Annotated in this window: 23 protein-coding genes; 19 read left to right on the top strand and 4 right to left on the bottom strand. The window is 36.3% G+C overall.

The features are described 5' to 3' along the window. Positions 1–3 precede the first annotated feature (3 nt). The 10 genes from QZ138_RS05400 to QZ138_RS05355 all read left to right on the top strand — a co-directional run bounded on the left by QZ138_RS05400 (position 4) and on the right by QZ138_RS05355 (position 8344). A complete protein-coding gene (locus QZ138_RS05400; RefSeq protein WP_292600467.1) occupies positions 4–354 on the top strand; it encodes a nascent polypeptide-associated complex protein in 351 nt (116 codons plus the stop codon). Positions 355–359: 5 nt separating this feature from the next. Beyond that, positions 360–1103 carry a metallophosphoesterase gene (locus QZ138_RS05395; RefSeq protein ID WP_292887271.1) on the top strand — a complete coding sequence of 248 codons (744 nt, stop codon included), beginning with the start codon at positions 360–362 and terminating at the stop codon, positions 1101–1103. A 63-nt stretch (positions 1104–1166) separates the two neighbouring features. Then, positions 1167–2192 carry a Zc3h12a-like ribonuclease gene (locus tag QZ138_RS05390; RefSeq protein ID WP_292887142.1) on the top strand — a complete coding sequence of 342 codons (1026 nt, stop codon included), beginning with the start codon at positions 1167–1169 and terminating at the stop codon, positions 2190–2192. Then, positions 2185–3387, top strand: coding sequence for a hypothetical protein (locus QZ138_RS05385; protein WP_292600463.1), 1203 nt, complete (start codon positions 2185–2187; stop codon positions 3385–3387). Before QZ138_RS05390 ends, QZ138_RS05385 begins: the two co-directional genes overlap by 8 nt. Before the next feature lie 21 nt (positions 3388–3408). Then, a complete protein-coding gene (locus QZ138_RS05380) occupies positions 3409–3816 on the top strand; it encodes a hypothetical protein (protein ID WP_292887139.1) in 408 nt (135 codons plus the stop codon). A 15-nt stretch (positions 3817–3831) separates the two neighbouring features. Next, entirely contained in the window at positions 3832–5094 is a 1263-nt protein-coding gene (gene argJ, locus QZ138_RS05375; RefSeq protein WP_292887137.1) for a bifunctional ornithine acetyltransferase/N-acetylglutamate synthase, read from the top strand. Between the two features lie 243 nt (positions 5095–5337). Further along, positions 5338–5940: a class I SAM-dependent methyltransferase gene (locus QZ138_RS05370; protein WP_292887134.1), complete on the top strand. Its 603-nt coding sequence runs from the start codon at positions 5338–5340 to the stop codon at positions 5938–5940. A gap of 90 nt (positions 5941–6030) precedes the next feature. Beyond that, positions 6031–6618, top strand: coding sequence for a class I SAM-dependent methyltransferase (locus QZ138_RS05365; RefSeq protein WP_292887132.1), 588 nt, complete (start codon positions 6031–6033; stop codon positions 6616–6618). A gap of 6 nt (positions 6619–6624) precedes the next feature. Next, positions 6625–7335 (top strand): 2-C-methyl-D-erythritol 4-phosphate cytidylyltransferase, encoded by a 711-nt coding sequence (locus tag QZ138_RS05360; protein ID WP_292887129.1) that lies wholly within the window; start codon positions 6625–6627, stop codon positions 7333–7335. After that, positions 7322–8344: an alcohol dehydrogenase catalytic domain-containing protein gene (locus tag QZ138_RS05355; protein WP_342765668.1), complete on the top strand. Its 1023-nt coding sequence runs from the start codon at positions 7322–7324 to the stop codon at positions 8342–8344. The genes QZ138_RS05360 and QZ138_RS05355 overlap by 14 nt, the downstream gene beginning before the upstream one ends. Here the strand turns inward: QZ138_RS05355 and QZ138_RS05350 are convergent, their stop codons facing one another. Further along, entirely contained in the window at positions 8345–8866 is a 522-nt protein-coding gene (locus QZ138_RS05350) for a hypothetical protein (RefSeq protein WP_292887126.1), read from the bottom strand. It abuts the gene before it with no gap. A gap of 315 nt (positions 8867–9181) precedes the next feature. On the opposite strand from QZ138_RS05350, the gene QZ138_RS05345 reads away from it, so the two are divergent. Next, entirely contained in the window at positions 9182–9502 is a 321-nt protein-coding gene (locus QZ138_RS05345) for a hypothetical protein (protein ID WP_292600448.1), read from the top strand. Beyond that, on the top strand, positions 9492–9851 hold the full coding sequence (locus QZ138_RS05340; protein ID WP_292600446.1) for a hypothetical protein: 360 nt from the start codon (positions 9492–9494) through the stop codon (positions 9849–9851). The genes QZ138_RS05345 and QZ138_RS05340 overlap by 11 nt, the downstream gene beginning before the upstream one ends. A 29-nt stretch (positions 9852–9880) precedes the next feature. Here QZ138_RS05340 and QZ138_RS05335 read toward each other — a convergent pair whose 3' ends face one another. Continuing rightward, positions 9881–11245: an MATE family efflux transporter gene (locus tag QZ138_RS05335; protein WP_292887124.1), complete on the bottom strand. Its 1365-nt coding sequence runs from the start codon at positions 11243–11245 to the stop codon at positions 9881–9883. 1 nt (position 11246) lies between these two features. Next, positions 11247–11714 carry a MarR family winged helix-turn-helix transcriptional regulator gene (locus tag QZ138_RS05330; RefSeq protein WP_292887121.1) on the bottom strand — a complete coding sequence of 156 codons (468 nt, stop codon included), beginning with the start codon at positions 11712–11714 and terminating at the stop codon, positions 11247–11249. 140 nt (positions 11715–11854) lie between these two features. On the opposite strand from QZ138_RS05330, the gene QZ138_RS05325 reads away from it, so the two are divergent. Next, a complete protein-coding gene (locus QZ138_RS05325; protein WP_292887119.1) occupies positions 11855–12181 on the top strand; it encodes a hypothetical protein in 327 nt (108 codons plus the stop codon). Here QZ138_RS05325 and QZ138_RS05320 read toward each other — a convergent pair. Beyond that, the gene (locus QZ138_RS05320; RefSeq protein ID WP_292887116.1) at positions 12176–12337 is read right to left on the bottom strand and encodes a hypothetical protein; all 162 of its coding nucleotides are present in this window, start codon (positions 12335–12337) and stop codon (positions 12176–12178) included. The two genes, QZ138_RS05325 and QZ138_RS05320, sit on opposite strands and share 6 nt — an antisense overlap. A gap of 50 nt (positions 12338–12387) precedes the next feature. On the opposite strand from QZ138_RS05320, the gene QZ138_RS05315 reads away from it, so the two are divergent. The 6 genes from QZ138_RS05315 (at position 12388) to QZ138_RS05290 (ending at position 17612) form a co-directional block, all read left to right on the top strand. Then, positions 12388–12645, top strand: a complete 258-nt coding sequence (locus QZ138_RS05315) for a hypothetical protein (protein WP_292600437.1) — start codon at positions 12388–12390, stop codon at positions 12643–12645. Positions 12646–12898: 253 nt separating this feature from the next. Next, positions 12899–14188 carry a hypothetical protein gene (locus tag QZ138_RS05310; RefSeq protein WP_292887113.1) on the top strand — a complete coding sequence of 430 codons (1290 nt, stop codon included), beginning with the start codon at positions 12899–12901 and terminating at the stop codon, positions 14186–14188. Positions 14189–14369: 181 nt separating this feature from the next. Beyond that, the gene (locus tag QZ138_RS05305) at positions 14370–15485 is read left to right on the top strand and encodes a low temperature requirement protein A (RefSeq protein ID WP_292887111.1); all 1116 of its coding nucleotides are present in this window, start codon (positions 14370–14372) and stop codon (positions 15483–15485) included. Next, entirely contained in the window at positions 15478–16416 is a 939-nt protein-coding gene (locus tag QZ138_RS05300) for an SAP domain-containing protein (RefSeq protein WP_292887109.1), read from the top strand. Before QZ138_RS05305 ends, QZ138_RS05300 begins: the two co-directional genes overlap by 8 nt. After that, entirely contained in the window at positions 16413–17003 is a 591-nt protein-coding gene (locus tag QZ138_RS05295; RefSeq protein WP_292887106.1) for a DUF998 domain-containing protein, read from the top strand. Before QZ138_RS05300 ends, QZ138_RS05295 begins: the two co-directional genes overlap by 4 nt. 360 nt (positions 17004–17363) lie before the next feature. Beyond that, complete coding sequence (locus QZ138_RS05290) at positions 17364–17612, top strand: hypothetical protein (RefSeq protein WP_292600429.1); 249 nt, start codon at positions 17364–17366, stop codon at positions 17610–17612. Positions 17613–17910: the final 298 nt, after the last annotated feature.

Raw genomic sequence — 17910 nt, 5'->3', positions numbered from 1 at the left:
ATTATGATACCTGGCATGAACAAAAAACAGATGAAGCAGATGGAAAGACAAATGAAAAAGATGGGCATGAAAATGGAAGACCTTCCAGGTGCCCTTGAAGTCATAATCCGTTTTGAAGATAAGGAATTAGTCATCGATGATCCTAGTGTTAGTCTAATGAATGTGATGGGACAGGAAACCTATCAAATCGAAGGTAAGGCCCGTGAAGTGGAATTGGAATACGAAATTGAAATCCCTGATGAAGATGTGGAAATGGTGGCTAACAGCGCAGGCGTCAGTGAAGATGAGGCAAGACAGGCTTTAGAGGAATGTCAAGGCGATCTTGCAGAAGCCATCATGAAATTGAATCAATAGATAACATGACTTTGATTGCACACATTTCCGATTTGCACATTTCCGATTCAACCTTTGATGAGGAGAAGTTCCTGAAGGCTGTAAGCGAAATTAACAATTTGCAGCCGGATATGATAATCCTAACCGGAGATTTGACTGAACACGGATATTATGTTGAATTTGAAAGGGCAACAAAATATTTGGAAATGTTTGAAGCTCCATTATTTGCAGTTCCGGGAAATCATGATGCCCGTAATTTGGGTTATCAGACATTTGAAGAATTAATCGGCGAAAAGAGTTGGAAATTAACAATGGATGGTAATTTCACTGTAATGGGACTTGACAGCAGTTCTCCGGATGAGGACAAGGGTCATGTCGGAACTCCTCAGCATATGTGGCTTGAACATCAGTTGGATGAATGTGTAATCAATGAAAATTTCTCCATTGTTGCTCTGCACCATCATGTTGTGCCGTTGCCTCAAACAGGACGTGAGCGTAATGTCCTGTCTGATGCAGGGGATGTTTTAAAGACTCTGACAACTCATGAGGTCGATTTGGTCTTGTCAGGACATAAGCATGTTCCGAATATATGGAAATTAAATGAAACCGTTATTGTCAATGCGGGGTCTCTTGCTTCTTTAAAACTGAGGGGCAAGAACAAAAACTCATATAATGTTTATAACATCTCAGAAAATGAGATTGAAATCTATTTGAATGAAGTAAATGGCGAAAGATTTTTATTTGGAAAATATCCAAGAAATAAATTATAAATTAAATTTAAATATAAGAATAAAATATATATAATAAACTGAATTGAATTTTTAGGTGATATTATGAAAGTGGTTGTAGATGCTTCTAATGTAGCTTATCATGTTAAAAATCAAAACGGACAGCCTCAAATGTCCAATGTGCTTGCTGCTGTTAAAGCATTGGAAGAAAGTGAAGATGAATTTGTAATTATTGCTGATGCATCACTTCGTCATGATATTGATGATAAGGAGAAATTTGCAAAATTGCTGGAAAGCGATAATGTAGAGGAAGTTCCGGCAGGAAATGATGCGGATCATTTCATATTGGAAATTGCAACTCGTGAAAAAGCAAAAATCCTATCAAATGACAAATTCAGAGATTATGCTGCCGAATTCAGGAACATCGCTTCAATGAGAATACCATTCATAATTGACAACGGCAGGCTCACTTTTGGAAAACCGAAAAAACCTAAAAAAGATAGAAACATCCTACAGCACATTTGTGACGAAATAATCAAGGAATTGACCTTCAAAAAATGGGAAATCTACACAGGCAAGGAAGGTCTGGAAATTTCCCCATTAAACATAGCCAAACAGGCTATCATCCGCATCGACAATGAAAATAATGCTGAATCCAAGTTGGAAAACATCTTTTCCAAAATACCTATGTTCAACAAGATTGTAGAGATGGTGGACGATGTGGAAATCGCCGCTCCATATGTTATTTTCGTATTGGTGCATCCTAAAGATTATAAGATTGCTGTGAAAAATGCAGGTAACATCTCAGTTACAGTTGCAGACAGGTTAGGTCTTGAGAAAAAACCTTTAATCGCAGTAAGAAATGATTTGTTTACAAAACCGGGCACCTTTGAACTGAACATACTGCTTGCAGATGAAGTTACCGAAACTGCACCATATAATATTCAGGTGCGCGTAAGCGAGCATGATGAAGTGTTCATCAAAAGGAATTCAAGAAATATTGCAAGTACCATTGCCGGAAGGCTCGGATCTTGGAAATTCCCATTCGTATCCGTGAAACCGGACATGCTTTTGGAAAAACCTGGAGATTTTGAAATAGAGCTGGAAAGAGGAGGAGACCTGGATGGTTAATAGTTTAACTAAATTCATTATCAGACTTTCCACAAGGCTCACTCCAATTGCGGTCGGAACTAAATTTTTTCCAACAAACTCACTGGAAACAGAGTATGTGGAGCTATTCAACTATACTCAAACCATTCTGTTTGAACTAGAAAAGGCCGAAATCACATCCGACACTATTCTGGAAAACCTCGTTCGTGACGTGGGTGCTGAAAACCTTCCGAAGGATTATACATTCCATGAATTGAAACCTGCTGAAAATAAGATTGAGGAGTATGCATTGGTAAGTAACATTATCATGGGTAGTGACCGTTATTTTTACATTGAACTTCCCCATCCGTCCCGTTTGATTGATATTTTTGTCAAAATCATTCAGAATGAAAAGGGGGAAATTGTGGAAAAGACAGCTACAGAGCTTGTTGCAAGAATGCTAAGTAAAAACGATGCAATTCGTGTGGCTATTGAACTCATTGGAATAGGATTGTCCGAAGGAATTCCAATAATTTCCGCTGTGGGAATGACAGGTGCCGCTTCAATTGAAAGGGCGATTCACTATACTCAAAGCGTTGGAAGCTTTCCAGGTATCGCATTCACCAAATTGGGTGGAGAATATGCGCTGGTATTTGATTCACCGTTCCTTCTTCAGGAATCAAGGCCGGTTGACTTGGAAAATTATCTCTTCATTGATTTGATTGATTCCACCAAGTTCATCAACAAGAACGGAAGGAATCAGCTGGTGGAATTGATGACAGGAATCAAAAATTTCATCGAAACAGAATGTGAAGGGGAACTTGAAGGCTACCGTGAAGGCGGAGATGACTTCATTGCTAAATTCCCATCAAAGGATTTGGCAATTCGTGCAGGTCTTGATGCCGCTTGGTTTGCATTGGACAACGGTGCAAAAATCAGGGCAGGTGTTGGAAGAAGCAGACGTGAAGCCGGAGAAAGGGCTCAACTTGTAGATGATTTGGATTCAACTTCTCCATTGTCACTTGTCGTGTTTGAATTGGCCAACGGTTTATATGCTTATAACATTCCATCCGAATTCATAAGGACTCTCATCAATCTGGTTGAGAATGAGAAGGCGAAATTGATTGGGGTATTTGCATTCGTATTCATATTCGCTTATGTGATGTCAATTTTGGGACTTGGAATGTTCAGTTTTATAGGAATTATCCTGGCTTTAGTTTATGCGGTTATCACTTAATCAATTAAGACGAGAAAAAACATGAGACGAAGAAAAGACGATAAAAGAGTTTTAAGATCAGGCAATGGTCGCCAAAATACTTCCAATAGAAAATTCGGAAGAAATAAAAGTAAGTTCGTTAATCGTCCATCAGCTCCTAGAAAGCAAAGGCAGAGAAAACCTAAACAACCGAGAAAAAGCAGCGGAACTCTAATGTTCATTGTGATACTTGCATTGGTCGCCTTTGTCATAGGTGCAGGAATAGGCGTCTCCTTAAGTTTTGACAATGATGACAGCAGTCAGCCTCATTATGAAAATGTAACGAAAGAAATGACAGAAAACGTAAGTGCAAATGAAGTCACTTATGATAAGGCAGTTGATGGAAAGGACTTTAACGAAAATGGAACTTCCCAACTTGACATGCAGTATATACAAAGCAAGGAAAAGTAATTTTTTGTGATTTATATGAATTTTATTAAGGAAATTGATGGAGGATTTTCAGTAATTGAAAATCTTAAGGTATCCGGGGCTCGTGAAGGAAAATATGGTGTTACTATAATTGTTTCACCAAACAGTACTGCTTCAGCGGTTTTCACTTCAAACAAAGTTGTTGCGGCTCCTGTAAAATACACTCAGAATGTTTTAAAGAAGGGCATCATTTCAGCTGTCTTTGTCAACAGTGGAAATGCCAACTGCTTTACAGGCCAACAGGGATTTGAAGACTGTGAGACTTTAGTCGAATTGGTGTCCAAGGACTTGAAAATACCTAAGGATGAAATAGCAATTTCATCAACAGGAGTCATAGGACGTGAAATGCCGATAGACATCATTTCCAAGGTGGCTTATGAATCCTTATCCAAGCTTGGAAGCAATCCTGAAAACTCACTTGCAGCCGCCAAGGCCATCATGACAACCGATACATTTCCAAAGGAATGCGCTTTGGAAGTCACATTAACTTCCGGTGAAACAGTCAGAATTGCCGGAATCACCAAAGGAAGCGGAATGATTGCTCCTAATATGGGTACAATGCTCTCATTCATCGTAACCGATGCCGTAATTCCTGCAGATGAAATCAAAAAGGCACTTAAGGCATCAGCCAATATCAGTTTCAACATGATTGTCGTTGACGGTGATGAAAGTACCAACGATACATGTCTGATGATGGCAAACGGCTCATCAGGCGTTGAAGTCGTAAAGGATGGGGAAATAGATTCAAACTTCCAGGAAGCGTTGGATTACCTGTGCATTGACCTTGCCAAAAAGATGGCTCGTGACGGTGAAGGAGCTACCAAATTCATTGAAGCCAATGTCTACAATGCCAGAAATGATGAGGATGCACGTCTTGCAGCAAAATCAATCATATCTTCAAGCTTATTTAAATCCGCAGTATTCGGAGGCGATCCAAATTGGGGAAGAATCGTATCAGCTATCGGATACTCAGGATGCGATTTGAATCCAGATATTGTAACAATATCCATTGCAGATGACGCTGATGATGTTGATTTGGTCAAAAACGGTGAAATCCTTGCATTTGAAGACACACCTTATCTTGAAAGGGCTGAAAAGATAATGCAGTCAAAATACATCACAGTAAACATTGACATGGATTTGGGTGATGGCGAAGCTACTGCATGGGGTTGTGATTTAACTTACGATTATGTTAAAATCAATGCAGAATACACCGAAAACAAATATTTTTTTGTTATAGATTTAATTCTAATTTTGTAATGATAAATTTTAAGGAGGGGAAAATATGGCAAAAGTTAAAGGAACTAACAGAAGAACCAGACAAAAAAGAAGTTATACCAAACCTGGTAGTAAAAGAGGAAGAGGAGTAAAACAAACCTGGAAAAAATAATCCTCTTATAACTTTTTTTTCTTATTTTAACTAATTTTTAAGTGTTATTTACTAATTTTCACATTGACAATAATTATATACTATTTTTTAGATATTATTACTTAGGTGATAATATGATGATGCCTGAAAACGGACACAGGGCTCATGGATTTTCAAGCGCATTTTTCCTGGATTCAGATGAAATCATTCAAGAGCTAAACTTAAATGGAAATGAAACAATTATGGATGCCGGATGCGGTGATGGCCATAATGCAATCAAGATTCTTGAAGATTACAATCACAAGGGAACAGTCTATGCAGTTGATGTCTATGACGCCTCAATTGAAGATATGGAAAAATACAAAAGAGAAAACAATGTTGAAAACCTGATAAATATCGAAGCAGACATTACAGAAGGGATTCCCGGAGTCGATGACGGATCCGTTGATGTCGTATTGATGGTGAATGTTTTCCACGGTTTTAAAGCGTCAAGAAAACTTGATGAGGCAGTCATTGAACTTTCAAGAATCATCAAAAATGATGGAAAAATTGCAATCATGGACTATAAGGCTTGGGATGTTCCAAAAGGACCTCCAACACCAGTGAGGTCTTCTCCTGAAGAATTGGAGCAATTGTTCAATAAACATGGCCTTAAAATGACCTATTTAAATGAAGAGATAGGTGAAGATATTCCTGAAGGAAAATCCCACTATTTAATCATGTTTGAAAAGGAATAGCTTTTTTTGATTGAGAGTTTTTAACTCTCCCGAACTTTTTTTGAAAATTTTAAATACTATTTTTTAAAGATTATTATTAAAGGTGTAATTATGGAGCATAGACATCATGGAAAATCAAGTGCAAATTTCTTGGATTCTGATGAGATATTGACAGAATTAAATCTCAACGGCAATGAATCTTTTTTGGATGCGGGATGTGGTGATGGTTATATTTCTAAAAAGGCAATTGAGGATTATCTTCCCGAAGGAAAAGTTTATGCAGTTGACGCTTATCCGGAATCTGTCAGGGAATTGGAGGAATACGTTGATGAGAACAATATTGAAAATCTGATTCCTATCGAAGCGGACATTACCAAAACCATTCCCGGTTTAGGCGATGAATCTGTCGATGTTGTTTTGATGCTTAATGTTTTCCATGGATTCAGGGAATCCGGCCAAAAGGAAGATGTCATTAATGAATTAAAAAGAATCACCAAATCAGACGGCAGGATTGCCATAATGGATTTCAAGCCTATAGAAATGACTAAAGGTCCACCTATAGACATCAGAATTTCACATGTCGAGATGGAAAAGATATTCAACCGGTATGGCCTTAAAAGGGACCATTTGACTGTTGACATTGGTGAAGAAAATCCCCAAGGCAAATCCCACTACATGATTATATTTAAAAAGGAGTAAATTCACATGATTTTTGCAGCTATACTTGCAGGCGGAATAGGTTCAAGAATGGGGGGTACAGACACTCCCAAACAATTTCTGACTTTGGGAAATAAGCCTGTAATTATTCATACTATTGAAAAGTTTGTAATCAATGAAAACATTGACAAAACAATTGTTCTCATTCCAAAAAACTTTATAAACCATACCAATAATCTTATCAATGAATATATCGGTGAAAATGAAGACATAATCGTCATTGAAGGTGGAGAAACCAGAAATGACACAATCATGAACAGCATCAGATATATTGAAGACAATTTCGGCATCGATGACGAGTCAATCATCATTACTCACGACTCAGTGCGTCCGTTTGTAACCCACAGGATCATCAGGGACAATATCGATGCGGCAAGAAGATATGGTGCCTGCGATACGGTCATTCCGGCTACCGATACCATTGTCGAAAGCGTCAACGGTGAGACCATCGAAAGCATCCCTGTGAGGGATTATTATTACCAAGGCCAAACGCCACAGAGCTTCAATATAAAGAAACTTTTCAATTTGATCAACAGTTTAACGGAAGCTGAAACCAATATACTGACAGATGCATGCAAGATATTCACACTTAAAGATGAAGATGTACATCTGGTTGATGGTGAAGTGACAAATATCAAGATTACATACCCTTATGACTTGAAATTAGCAAATACAATACTTGAGGATGGAAATGATTAACATTGTTTATAGGCTGATATCCCCAAAATTTTTCGAGGAATCGATTGATGAGGTTGAACTTGACGGTGTGGTTGTAAGGCCGACCTATCTTTCAATCTGTCAGGCTGACCAAAGATACTATCAGGGTTCAAGGCCTGCTGAGGTTCTTGAAGAAAAATTGCCGATGGCACTGATTCATGAAGGAATTGGGGAAGTGATATATGACAAATCAGGCGAGTTTGAATCTGGGGACAAGGTTGTCATGATTCCAAACACTCCTATGGGAGAAGATGTCTGCAGAGCCAACTATTCATACAAATCCAAATTCAGAGGAAGCGGATTTGACGGTTTTACGTCCGATTTGATAAAGCTCGATTCAAGCCGTGTCGTCAAAATCCCTGATGATTTTGACCCGAGGGTTTCAGCATTCATAGAACTTATAACAGTTGCCTACCAGGGCATTTCCAAGTTTTCAGAACTTGCAATAACCCCAAAGGACACATTGGGAGTTTGGGGTGACGGAAATCTTGGTTTCATAACTGCACTTCTTTTAAAGAATAGGTTTCCGGATTCCAAAGTCATAGTTTTCGGAAAGCACCTTGAAAACCTGAACCTGTTTTCATTTGCAGATGAGAGCCATCAGATACACAATGTTCCCGATACCCTTGCAATCGACCACGGCTTTGAATGTGTAGGATCAAGCGCCTCCCAATCAGCAATCGAACAGATTATCGATTTGATCAATCCTCAAGGGACAATAAACCTCTTTGGAGTAAGCGAATATCCTATACCCGTCAATACAAGAATGGTTTTGGAAAAGGGATTGACCATACAGGGAAACAGCAGGTCCGAAAGGGAAGACTTTGTTGGAGTGGTGGAGACCCTCAAACAAAATCCTCAGCTTTTTGAATATCTTGAAAAGCTGGTTACAAACATCTGTGAAATAAACACTCTGGCCGACTTGAAGGAGGCCTTTGATAAGGATTACATTTCACACTTCGGCAAAACCGTCCTGAAATGGAACAAATAATCAATAGACCATATTCAGAATTTTTATTGATTCCACCCTGAAATAGTTCCTGTCGTATCTGTTGCACATTACTGGAAGCATTTCAACGGCATTGATGTCATCACAGTCAAGAGCAATCTCGTTTTTAAGTTTGTTCTTGATGCGGTTTAAAATCAGATGGCAGATGTCGTCCTGTGAGCATGCAAGCTTAATTGTGAAATCAGCATCTGATTTCAATGGACATTCCCTGACATTAACGCTGATGTTTTTTGGGCATAGGATGTAGACGGATACCTTTTTTTGATGTTTTTCATAGAGATTTTCCGCAAATTCAACATATTTTGCAAGTTCCTCTGCATCAAAGTCTTTTAATTGGGTTTCAAAATCAATGTATTCTCCGTCTTCAGTTGTAAAAATGTCGCCTCCAGGATGAACTCCTTCATCAAGCATTATTTCATGTTTTGGGGCGATGCATATTTTTCTTGTGTCGCTGAAGACTTCTCTTATTGTTCTGCTTTTAAAATCGAATTCTGTTTTATTCATTTTTTTAACCTCTAAAATTTAGTTGTGTTTTCTATATTAGTTTTCATCGCTTATAAATGGTTAAGTTTTAAATTAAAGCAATTTAAAGAGGTTAAATCAATTTTAAAAAGTAAAATCAATTTTTTTATACTGAACATGTCTTTATATGTATGTAATGATTATATTTATTTGTCATTTTTGAATTATATTTGTAATTTTATCTTATTTTGTATATTTATATTTTAAAATCAATATTGATTTTTAAAAATAATTAGTTTTATATACGTCTTTGTTTAATGTAATATTGAAATTTAAAATGTTAATGGAGATGAATCTATGGATTACTATGTAAAAGATGTAATTGATGTATTGGATAATGTAAATAGGAATCCCTATGGGATTAAAGATTCTTTTCATGAAGTAAATCGAGCAAAATTAAGAGATATTAATTTAAATGATGTGAATAATTATATAGGTCATGGAAGTCTTGTAGGAATTGAGAAATCATTAAATGAAAACAGTATATTCCAATTATTGTATGAACATACTGAAACTCATGATTTGGCAATAGTTATAAATATATTAAGTGAGGAAGAAATAGTAATTATAACTATTATCGGAAAAAAAATTAATAAGAGGTGTCATTATGGAAATTAAAGAATATGATGCAGAATATACTTATGATAGTAATTTAGATGTTATCAATATTGAAGTAAAGCAAGATATTCCTCATAAAGAAACTATTGAGCTGGAATTTGGTGTATTCATGGATTTCAATCAAAATGATCTTCCAATTAATCTTGAAATTATCAGTGCATCAAAACTAATCAATGCCGATAAAAAATCTTTGTGCAATCCTAATGGTAATGTCACAGTCATTGTTGGTTCAGATGTAATTGAAGTTAATGTATTATTTAAATTTGAAGATGGTGATGAACTGGTTAATTTTAAGGTTTTAAATGATTTACCATTTTCTGTTTCTGAAACTAATCTTGCATTGATTTGAATAGATTTAGAAAATATTTTCTAATCTATTCAATTTCCAAAGTTTTTTCTTATTCTTTTAATCTCGTATCTTGCAAATGCATAGTTGAGTATGCTTGCTATTGCCCTTCCGATACATAATCCCAGCCAGATACCGACCAAATCCATATTTAAGATGAATACAAACACGTAAATCAATGGAACAACGAAGAGGATTTCCCTAAGTATTGTAAACATGAGGCTATATATTCCCTTACCGATTCCCTGATAGAAGAAGCTTGAAGGCATTCCGATTCCGGTTAAAATCAGACATGGGCATACCAGCTGGAGGTATTGTGCAATTCCAGGAACCAGATTTGCAGTTTCGGGAGTATATGCAAATATTGTGGCGAGCGGAGTTGCAAATATCACAAGGATTAATGTAATGACTGTTCCCAATGCCAAACCGAACTTTGAGCCAAACTTATGTGCCCTTGAAAGGTAATCTCCGTTTCGGGCACCATATGCACTTCCGGCCACTGCGATAACCGCTGATCCGATAGCCGTAAGTGGCATTATTGCAAAGAGGTATAGCCTTTGGCCTGAGGTGAATGTTGCTATTCCGTAGTCCCCTCCGACCTGGGATATCACTATCAGATAGATTGACATCGCAATCGCCATAATGAGCATGTCCAGTGCAGAGGGAATTCCAACCTTCAAAATGTCTCTTGCCAGTTTTTGGTTGAACTTGAAGTTTTTAAGGGTAACGTCAATATAAGTGTCCTTTTTAATCAGAATCCAGTACAGGATTATTATTGCTGATATTGCTGAGCTCACGATTGTTGCAAGTGATGCTCCGGCTGAACCGAAGCCTAAAGTGTAGATGAATATGGGATCAAGGATTGCATTTAGAATGACTGTAGCAACAACAACATACATTGCACGTTTCATGTCCCCTTCGCCACGAAGGATTCCGCTGCATCCGTTTCCAAACATCAAGGCAACAAGACCTAAAAACAGTGGTGTAGCATATGCAATGGCCTCGTTTAATGTTTGTCCTGTTGCACCGTAGCTTTTAAGCAATGGTTCCTGTATAATCAGAAAAATGATTGTTAAGGCGACTGAGGCTATCAGAAATATGAACATGGACTGTTTTGCGGATTCGGTTGCCATTTCCTTGTTTTTTGCTCCAATGAATCTGGAAATGCTGCTTGTAGCACCGTTTCCAAGTCCGACGCTTGCTCCGTTCAAAATCATGAAAATTGGTGTTACGAATCCTATTCCTGCAATTGCAGTCGGTCCGAGACCTGCCACCCATATTCCGTCAACGATATTGTACAATGCGGTTAAAATCATTGATATCATTATCGGAATGGCAAGCTTCTTAACTGCCCTTTCCGGTTCTCCCCTCATCAACTCAACGTTCTTATTTGCCATATCAATCACTGTCCCTCAAAATATCTTCACTTTTTCTGGCTATGTTTTTTAACTGGTCTTTTGTTCTTTCATCCAGTTCATCAATTCCAACATTCTTTTCCCATTCTTCCAGATCGTTTTTTAGTTGGATAGCCAGGTCTTCTCCTTTTTCTGTTGCTTTCAAAATGTACTTTCTTCTGTTGTTTTCATCAACACTTCGTTCAACATAACCCTTATCTTCAAATTTCTTTAATGCCTTGGCTATGGTTCCTTTGCTTTGGCCAAATGTGTTTGCCAAATCATCCTGTGATAAACCACTTCTTTTGTGTATTTCCAGTAGATAGCGACCTTCATGAATCATATCTATTTGATTCGGATTTCTGAGAGAGTATTTCAGTCTGTTTTTAGAAATGTGTTCAATTAATGCAATAAAAGGCATTGAATCAAATTTATCAGTATTATTTTCATCTGTCATGTTTTCAACTAGCATTTTTATGTAAGATTTTTCAGTCTTCAAAATTATTTTGTAGGGGATGATATATAAATGTTTCCTCGGAAACTGTTTATCGATAAACAATAATCTGAAATATTTATAATGTTTGTTTTCAAAATTCTTTATTAGGTGATGCAGTGGACTATGAAGCTATTATAAAAGAGAAATTTCCAAATTGCAATGTTGAAGTGATTGAACCTGACTTTTTGGAGATGGATATGCTTGTTGAATATATTACCGATGATATTATAGTGTATAGGCCTCATTCCATCATGGTTTACAGGCATATGATTCGTTTTCTGATGAATGTGGGTGAAAAAGGCAAAATCTATTATCTTGAAGGCTTTTCCGATGAGGATTTAAAGTCAATCCATGCAGGTCTTCTGAAATTCACATACGGAAGGGACATAAACATCAATCTGTTCAAAAACTCAAATCCTGACAGGGATGTTTTAGGATTATAATTGAAAGAACTCGTCGCAATTCTCGCAGTAGTAGTTGTACTCGCTTTCACAGCAGTTTCCAAGTATCACTTCTCCGTTCAATGACTCTATTGCCATTTCATCGCTTGCGCCGTGAAACACTTTTTTCAGTTTTCTCTCACATTTCGGACATTTCATGTGAATTATTATATTAATTATTAATCTTAAATATTAATGTAGGTGTTAAAATGATGATTAATTTAGGTGCCGAATTCGGCACTCATTTGGAATCCAGTGACGATGCGATAGAGCTGATTGACATTTTAAATAAAATCCCTAAGGATGACTTTATAATCGATTTCAAGGAAGTAATGTTTGTTACAATGAATTTTGCACAGGCATACTACACTGCCAAGCTGGAATCCGATAAAAAAATATCAGAAATAAACTTATCTGATGAAGTTAGAGTTGTTATGGGTGCGGCTGACGAGGCATGCAATCCATAATTTTTTTATTTTTTTGATTGTCCGGTTTTGTAAAATTGCCCTCATTTTGTAATGTTGATTTGAGTTTAAAAAATTGTTCTCGTTTAAAACTGCTTATTTTAAATACTATTGGGTTCATATTACTTTATTAATTAAATATGCTTTAATGAATTCATTTTTTGAAATTTTAAATATGTTATTGTTTCAGATTTGGATTTTGAGCAAAAAATTTAACCACAAATTAATAACAATAATCTTGAAGGAGGGCAAATCCATGAAGGAAATGTTATGCGAGAAATATTTTAACGGCACCGTAAAGCCAAAGCATTTGAGCAAATTCAAGTCAAGAACTCCAAAGGGAAATGTCATTGAGGGGTATCTGTCAAGAAAACCGAATAGATTTTTGGGGTCTATGGTAATAACTCACATTACGCAAAAAGATGGGAAATGCTATGATACAGAGCAGTTCGTGCAGTCATTTCCAAAAATACATTACTGGGATAGGAGACATCAGCTAAAGGAAGATGAGGAAAGCCTGATTTATCACTGCCAGGAAAAGCTTGACGGAACCTGTCTGATAATCTATGCTCTAAAGGATGATATGGGCCAAACCATTGAGCTTGTACCTAAAACTCGCTCAATGGCCGTGGCTGATGAGCATATACTTGAAATGTTCAAGCTGGTTGATAAAAAGGCAATCGAAGAGTTTTTCAAAAACAACAATCACTCCAATGACACTCTGATGTTTGAATTGTATGGAATATTGAACAAGCATGAAATCGCTCACATGGACACCTACATCGACATCAGGTTAATCGGAGCTTATGTTGATGAGACATTTCTAAACTACATTGCCATTAAATGCTATTGCGATTTGGAGGATTTCAAGACACCCGAAACAATTTACACAATCGAAAAATACCCATATGAAAGCTCATTTTCAGTAAAATGGTGCGGCGTAAATCATAAGCTGAAAAACTATGAAGTAACAAGCGACCAAACATTTCCAACATTGTTCGATGCAGTCAATGAGGTGAAATCACTATTGGAAAAGATAAATAAGGAATACATGGAGCATAACGGCCGAAGGGTCGTTGAGGGAGTCGTCATCAACGGGGAGCATTTCAAAGGCGGACAGATGTATCTCAAAATCAAGCCGAAAGACATTGAAATGGAGGCAAGAACCCTTGATTCCGTTCCCCGCCGATTCATATTAAAGGAAATCCAGAAATACTTTGATGAATACGGATCACAGGTCAGGGAAATCTATGATGAGGACGAAACCCACTATATCAAATATGTTAAGCATCAGCTGAGGGAAGAGTTCACATACGAGCAGATTGAAGATCCGAGAACACGCCGCAGAATCAAAAAGATTTTCATGGAGGTTTGGGATTCCAAGGTTCCTCCAAAAAGCCTTCAGAATATCTGCGAGGAACTGATTCGAGAAAACCCTGATGCCAGCATTCAGGATTTGCTTAAGAAATTTGCAAAGACTTATCCAAGCAAGAAAAAGGACTCCAGATTTGCCTATCGGATTTTATCTTCATTAATGAAAAGGTGAGGGGGATGTTGGATATATTTTTGATATTTAACATTTTTCTAATTATTTTTTCAGCGATTCTGCTCTTTAAAAACAGGACATGGAAAAATCAGCCGATGTTTATAGTCTTTTTTGCAGTAGTTATTGCTTGCTTTTTGCTAATCCTTTTAATTTAAAAATAATAATGTATATATAATTACATATGGAAATAGCTAAAAAGCCCGTTGAACTGATAGAATTGTTCTATGATTTGATATTTGTATATGCAATATCACAGCTGACGGGCCTAATAAACGAACCTATTGGAGGCATAATACCTCCATATAACTTTTTTGCTTATTTGATTACATGCTTTGTAATATTGCAGGCATGGCTATACTTCACCAATTACGTTAACCGCTACGGGCAGTGGGAATGGCAGGATTATCTGATAGTCGGCATTAACATGATTGCCGTTATTTTCATGGCAAATACGATTTCTCTTAATTGGGCAAGGATGTATTTTGCATTTGACGTGTCCATGCTGATAATCCTTTTGACGATTGTTGTTCTGTATTCGGTTCATGCAAGACGGGAAAATTCACTTAAAGGAGCTGCAGGCAATTCCATTACGATTCTGAGCATTGTATGTACAATTTACATTATAGCCATTCTATGTTCAGTTTTCAATTTCACAGATTTTGTGCTTTGGATTAATGTTTTGGCGGTTCTCGCAGGTGCTTTCCTGCCGTTTTTCATTAGAGGGAATTTCGACAAAAGCATCATCAATTTTCCCCATCTGGTTGAGAGGTTTGAACTTCTGACAATCATCACATTCGGCGAAGCTATTGTGGGTCTTACCCACTTCTTTGATGTGTCCCACTTCAATATGGTTCCAATCCTATTGTTTTTGATAATCTTGACAATGTTCGGTTCATATGTCATTCAGATTCATCGTCTGATGGACCACCAAAGGGTTGAGAGGTCATTGAGATTGATGTTCAGCCACTATTTCATTGTAATCAGCATTAACCTGGTTACGGTTTCATTGGAGCTAATCCATTCCGGTGAGGTAAATCCTGCCTTTGCAAGTGGGCTCATGATTGTCTCACTGATTGTGTTCTATGTTTCGATATTGGTCAACAAGGAGTATTATAAGCAAAACATTAAATTAACTAAAAAAGATATATTAAAGATGACAATAGTTTTTGTGTTTGGAATAGCTATTATTCTGACATTTATTTCAAATTTATATGCTTTCTTGATTGGAAGCTTAATCATAACATTTGGCAATTTTTCAATATTGCAAATGAAGTATAAAAGGTGTTTAAGTGAGTGAACAAAAATTAGAAATATTCAATGTATTGAATTTTTTAAATAATGGTTATGAATTGGAAAATATTTTAAATGAAGGCGAATTCGGAACTTTTTCATCAGCTGAGGAATGCATCAGCTATTTGGTTGATGAAGGCTATCTTGAAGGGGATGTTGAAGTAACAGCTGACGTTGAAATAACTGCTGAACACATTTCCAAAAAATATATTGTCTCCGAGCTAAAGGATATCTTGAGAGAAAACGGCTTGAAAGTTTCAGGTAAAAAACAGGAACTCGTGGAAAGGGTTTTGCCTTTATTGAAGGAAGCTAAAGATGCAAGCAATTTGAATGTGTCAACCAGCAATGACAAGTCATTTGAAAACTTGGAGTTAACCGACAAGGCACATGAGTTTTTAAAGGAAAACGAGTGGATAGACCTATACCTGTTTGCTCTTATACAGTTCAGATTTGAGGATTATGAAACTTATGTTGAAGGATCTTCTGCTGGAATGATTGAAACAGGCCTGAATTTCTGTGATGAAGTTATTTCAAGGGCATTGGTGAACAATCATTTTGATGTGTTCAGACTTGCATTGTCTGCAAAGGCTCATGTTTATGCATATGCTGGTGATTATGAATCTTTCCTTGACTATGATTTGCAGCATTTTATTTTAGGACTGAATCCGATTTCCCTGGATTCTCAAAGCTATGCCACATATGAAATCATCAACGAAAACAATGTGATTAACTTAAGGAACGTTTTGAAAGAGCTTAAGATGGGCAGCCTGAAGAAAAGATTTGATAAGATCTGGAACAAATCCCATATCAAAAATGTCACTGTACCTAAAAAGACCTGCTATAAGACCTTGCTTAAAGCCATTGACGGTGCAGATATTGAAGAGCTGAACTTTGAGTTGAGAGAAAAATTCTTCAATAAGAAATTCGGTATCCAATGATGAAGTCCAAAGTTGCCGGAATCGCCCTTATAATAGGTAGTTTGTACTATGTTGTAGCGGAAGCTGTTTCTGCAACTTTTTTCAATGCTTCATTTTCTAATGCTTATGTTTTTCATGCCATTTCAGAGTTGGGAATTCCAAATCTTAATTCCCCTTTGTTCTGGCTGATGAATTCCGCTTTCATATTGGTCGGTTTGGCTTTGATATTTGGATATTTTTACAGATTCAAGGATTTCATCGTTAAAAATAAGGCCATCATTTCTATTTTTACATTAATCACAGGTTTGGGAGTCATCATTGTGGGCATGATTCATGGCGGAAACCCTCTCACTTCCGGATATCACACATTGGGAGCTGTGATGGCGATTTTAGGCGGAAATGTCATGCTTATTTTAATCTCAAGGTCCATGGATGATTTTGGAGATTATCAAAAAACAACTCTCATTTTGGGAATATTCGGTTTGATTTCCTTCTGGATAATGTTTTTCATCATTGGAAATGCCTACATGCCTGTTTTCGAGAGACTTTCAGTTTACACCCTGATCATTTGGAGTTTTATAACCGGTCTATTTCTGGTAAAATCTTAAGGCATGCTTTCCTTAATTTCTCTTTTAATTATATTTCATAATAGCAAGTGGCTTATCATCATTTTGATTGGATATTTGATTATCTTAAGTGTTTTGTAAAAATTAATGGGTGTGTTTTGTTGGATATGCATGTGGTGTTTTAGAATGAATAATGTAGTGATAGTTCATACATTATTCTGATTCTTCTTTTTCTTTTTGTTTTTCTTTCAGGTTTTCAATTCCAATAATCATGTTTTACCTCCTGGTTTTGGTTCTTGTTAATTAGTATATTATTCATTACATATAAATATTTAGGTATGCCTAAATTTTTAAGGAAAAGTTTAAATACTACATCGATTAATTTAAATTAAAGGTGATATTATGACAAACCTTGACAAATCTGTTGAAGAAGAAATTTTAGCTATTGTTGAAAAATACCAAAAAGAGAACACAAAACTTCTAAACTATCTTATAACTGATGATGAGATTACCTTTTTCTCTCCATTGGCAAACGGTAAGGCAATAACAGCAGAAGACTTACAAAAAGTCGCAGACATTTTAAAAGGTTCCTTCATTGGAATGGAAATAGTAAACCAGGAATACAGGTTTAAATTCAAATGCGGATTATAGGAGTTTCATTAAACTCCTATTATTTTTTTTAATAATTTTTCAAATTATTTTATTCTTTTTCCTATTTTAACTAATTATTTTGTTCTTTTTTGTAATTTTAAACATTATTTTCCTTAAATAGGTACATATAAATATTTTCCTTGATAAAAATTAAAGTATATTCCAAATTTTAAGCTGAACAGCAATGTTTTTTTAACAGTTTATCTTTAAAATGCAAGAATACCACAACTTCTGCAAGTTGTGGATGAATTGCACTATTGGGTGTACTGTCTTTTTTAATTAATTTTATTGTGTTTTA

The organism is Methanobrevibacter sp. UBA212 (assembly GCF_905233225.1).
Lineage (GTDB): Archaea > Methanobacteriota > Methanobacteria > Methanobacteriales > Methanobacteriaceae > Methanocatella.
This window is presented reverse-complemented; position numbering and strand designations above follow the sequence as displayed.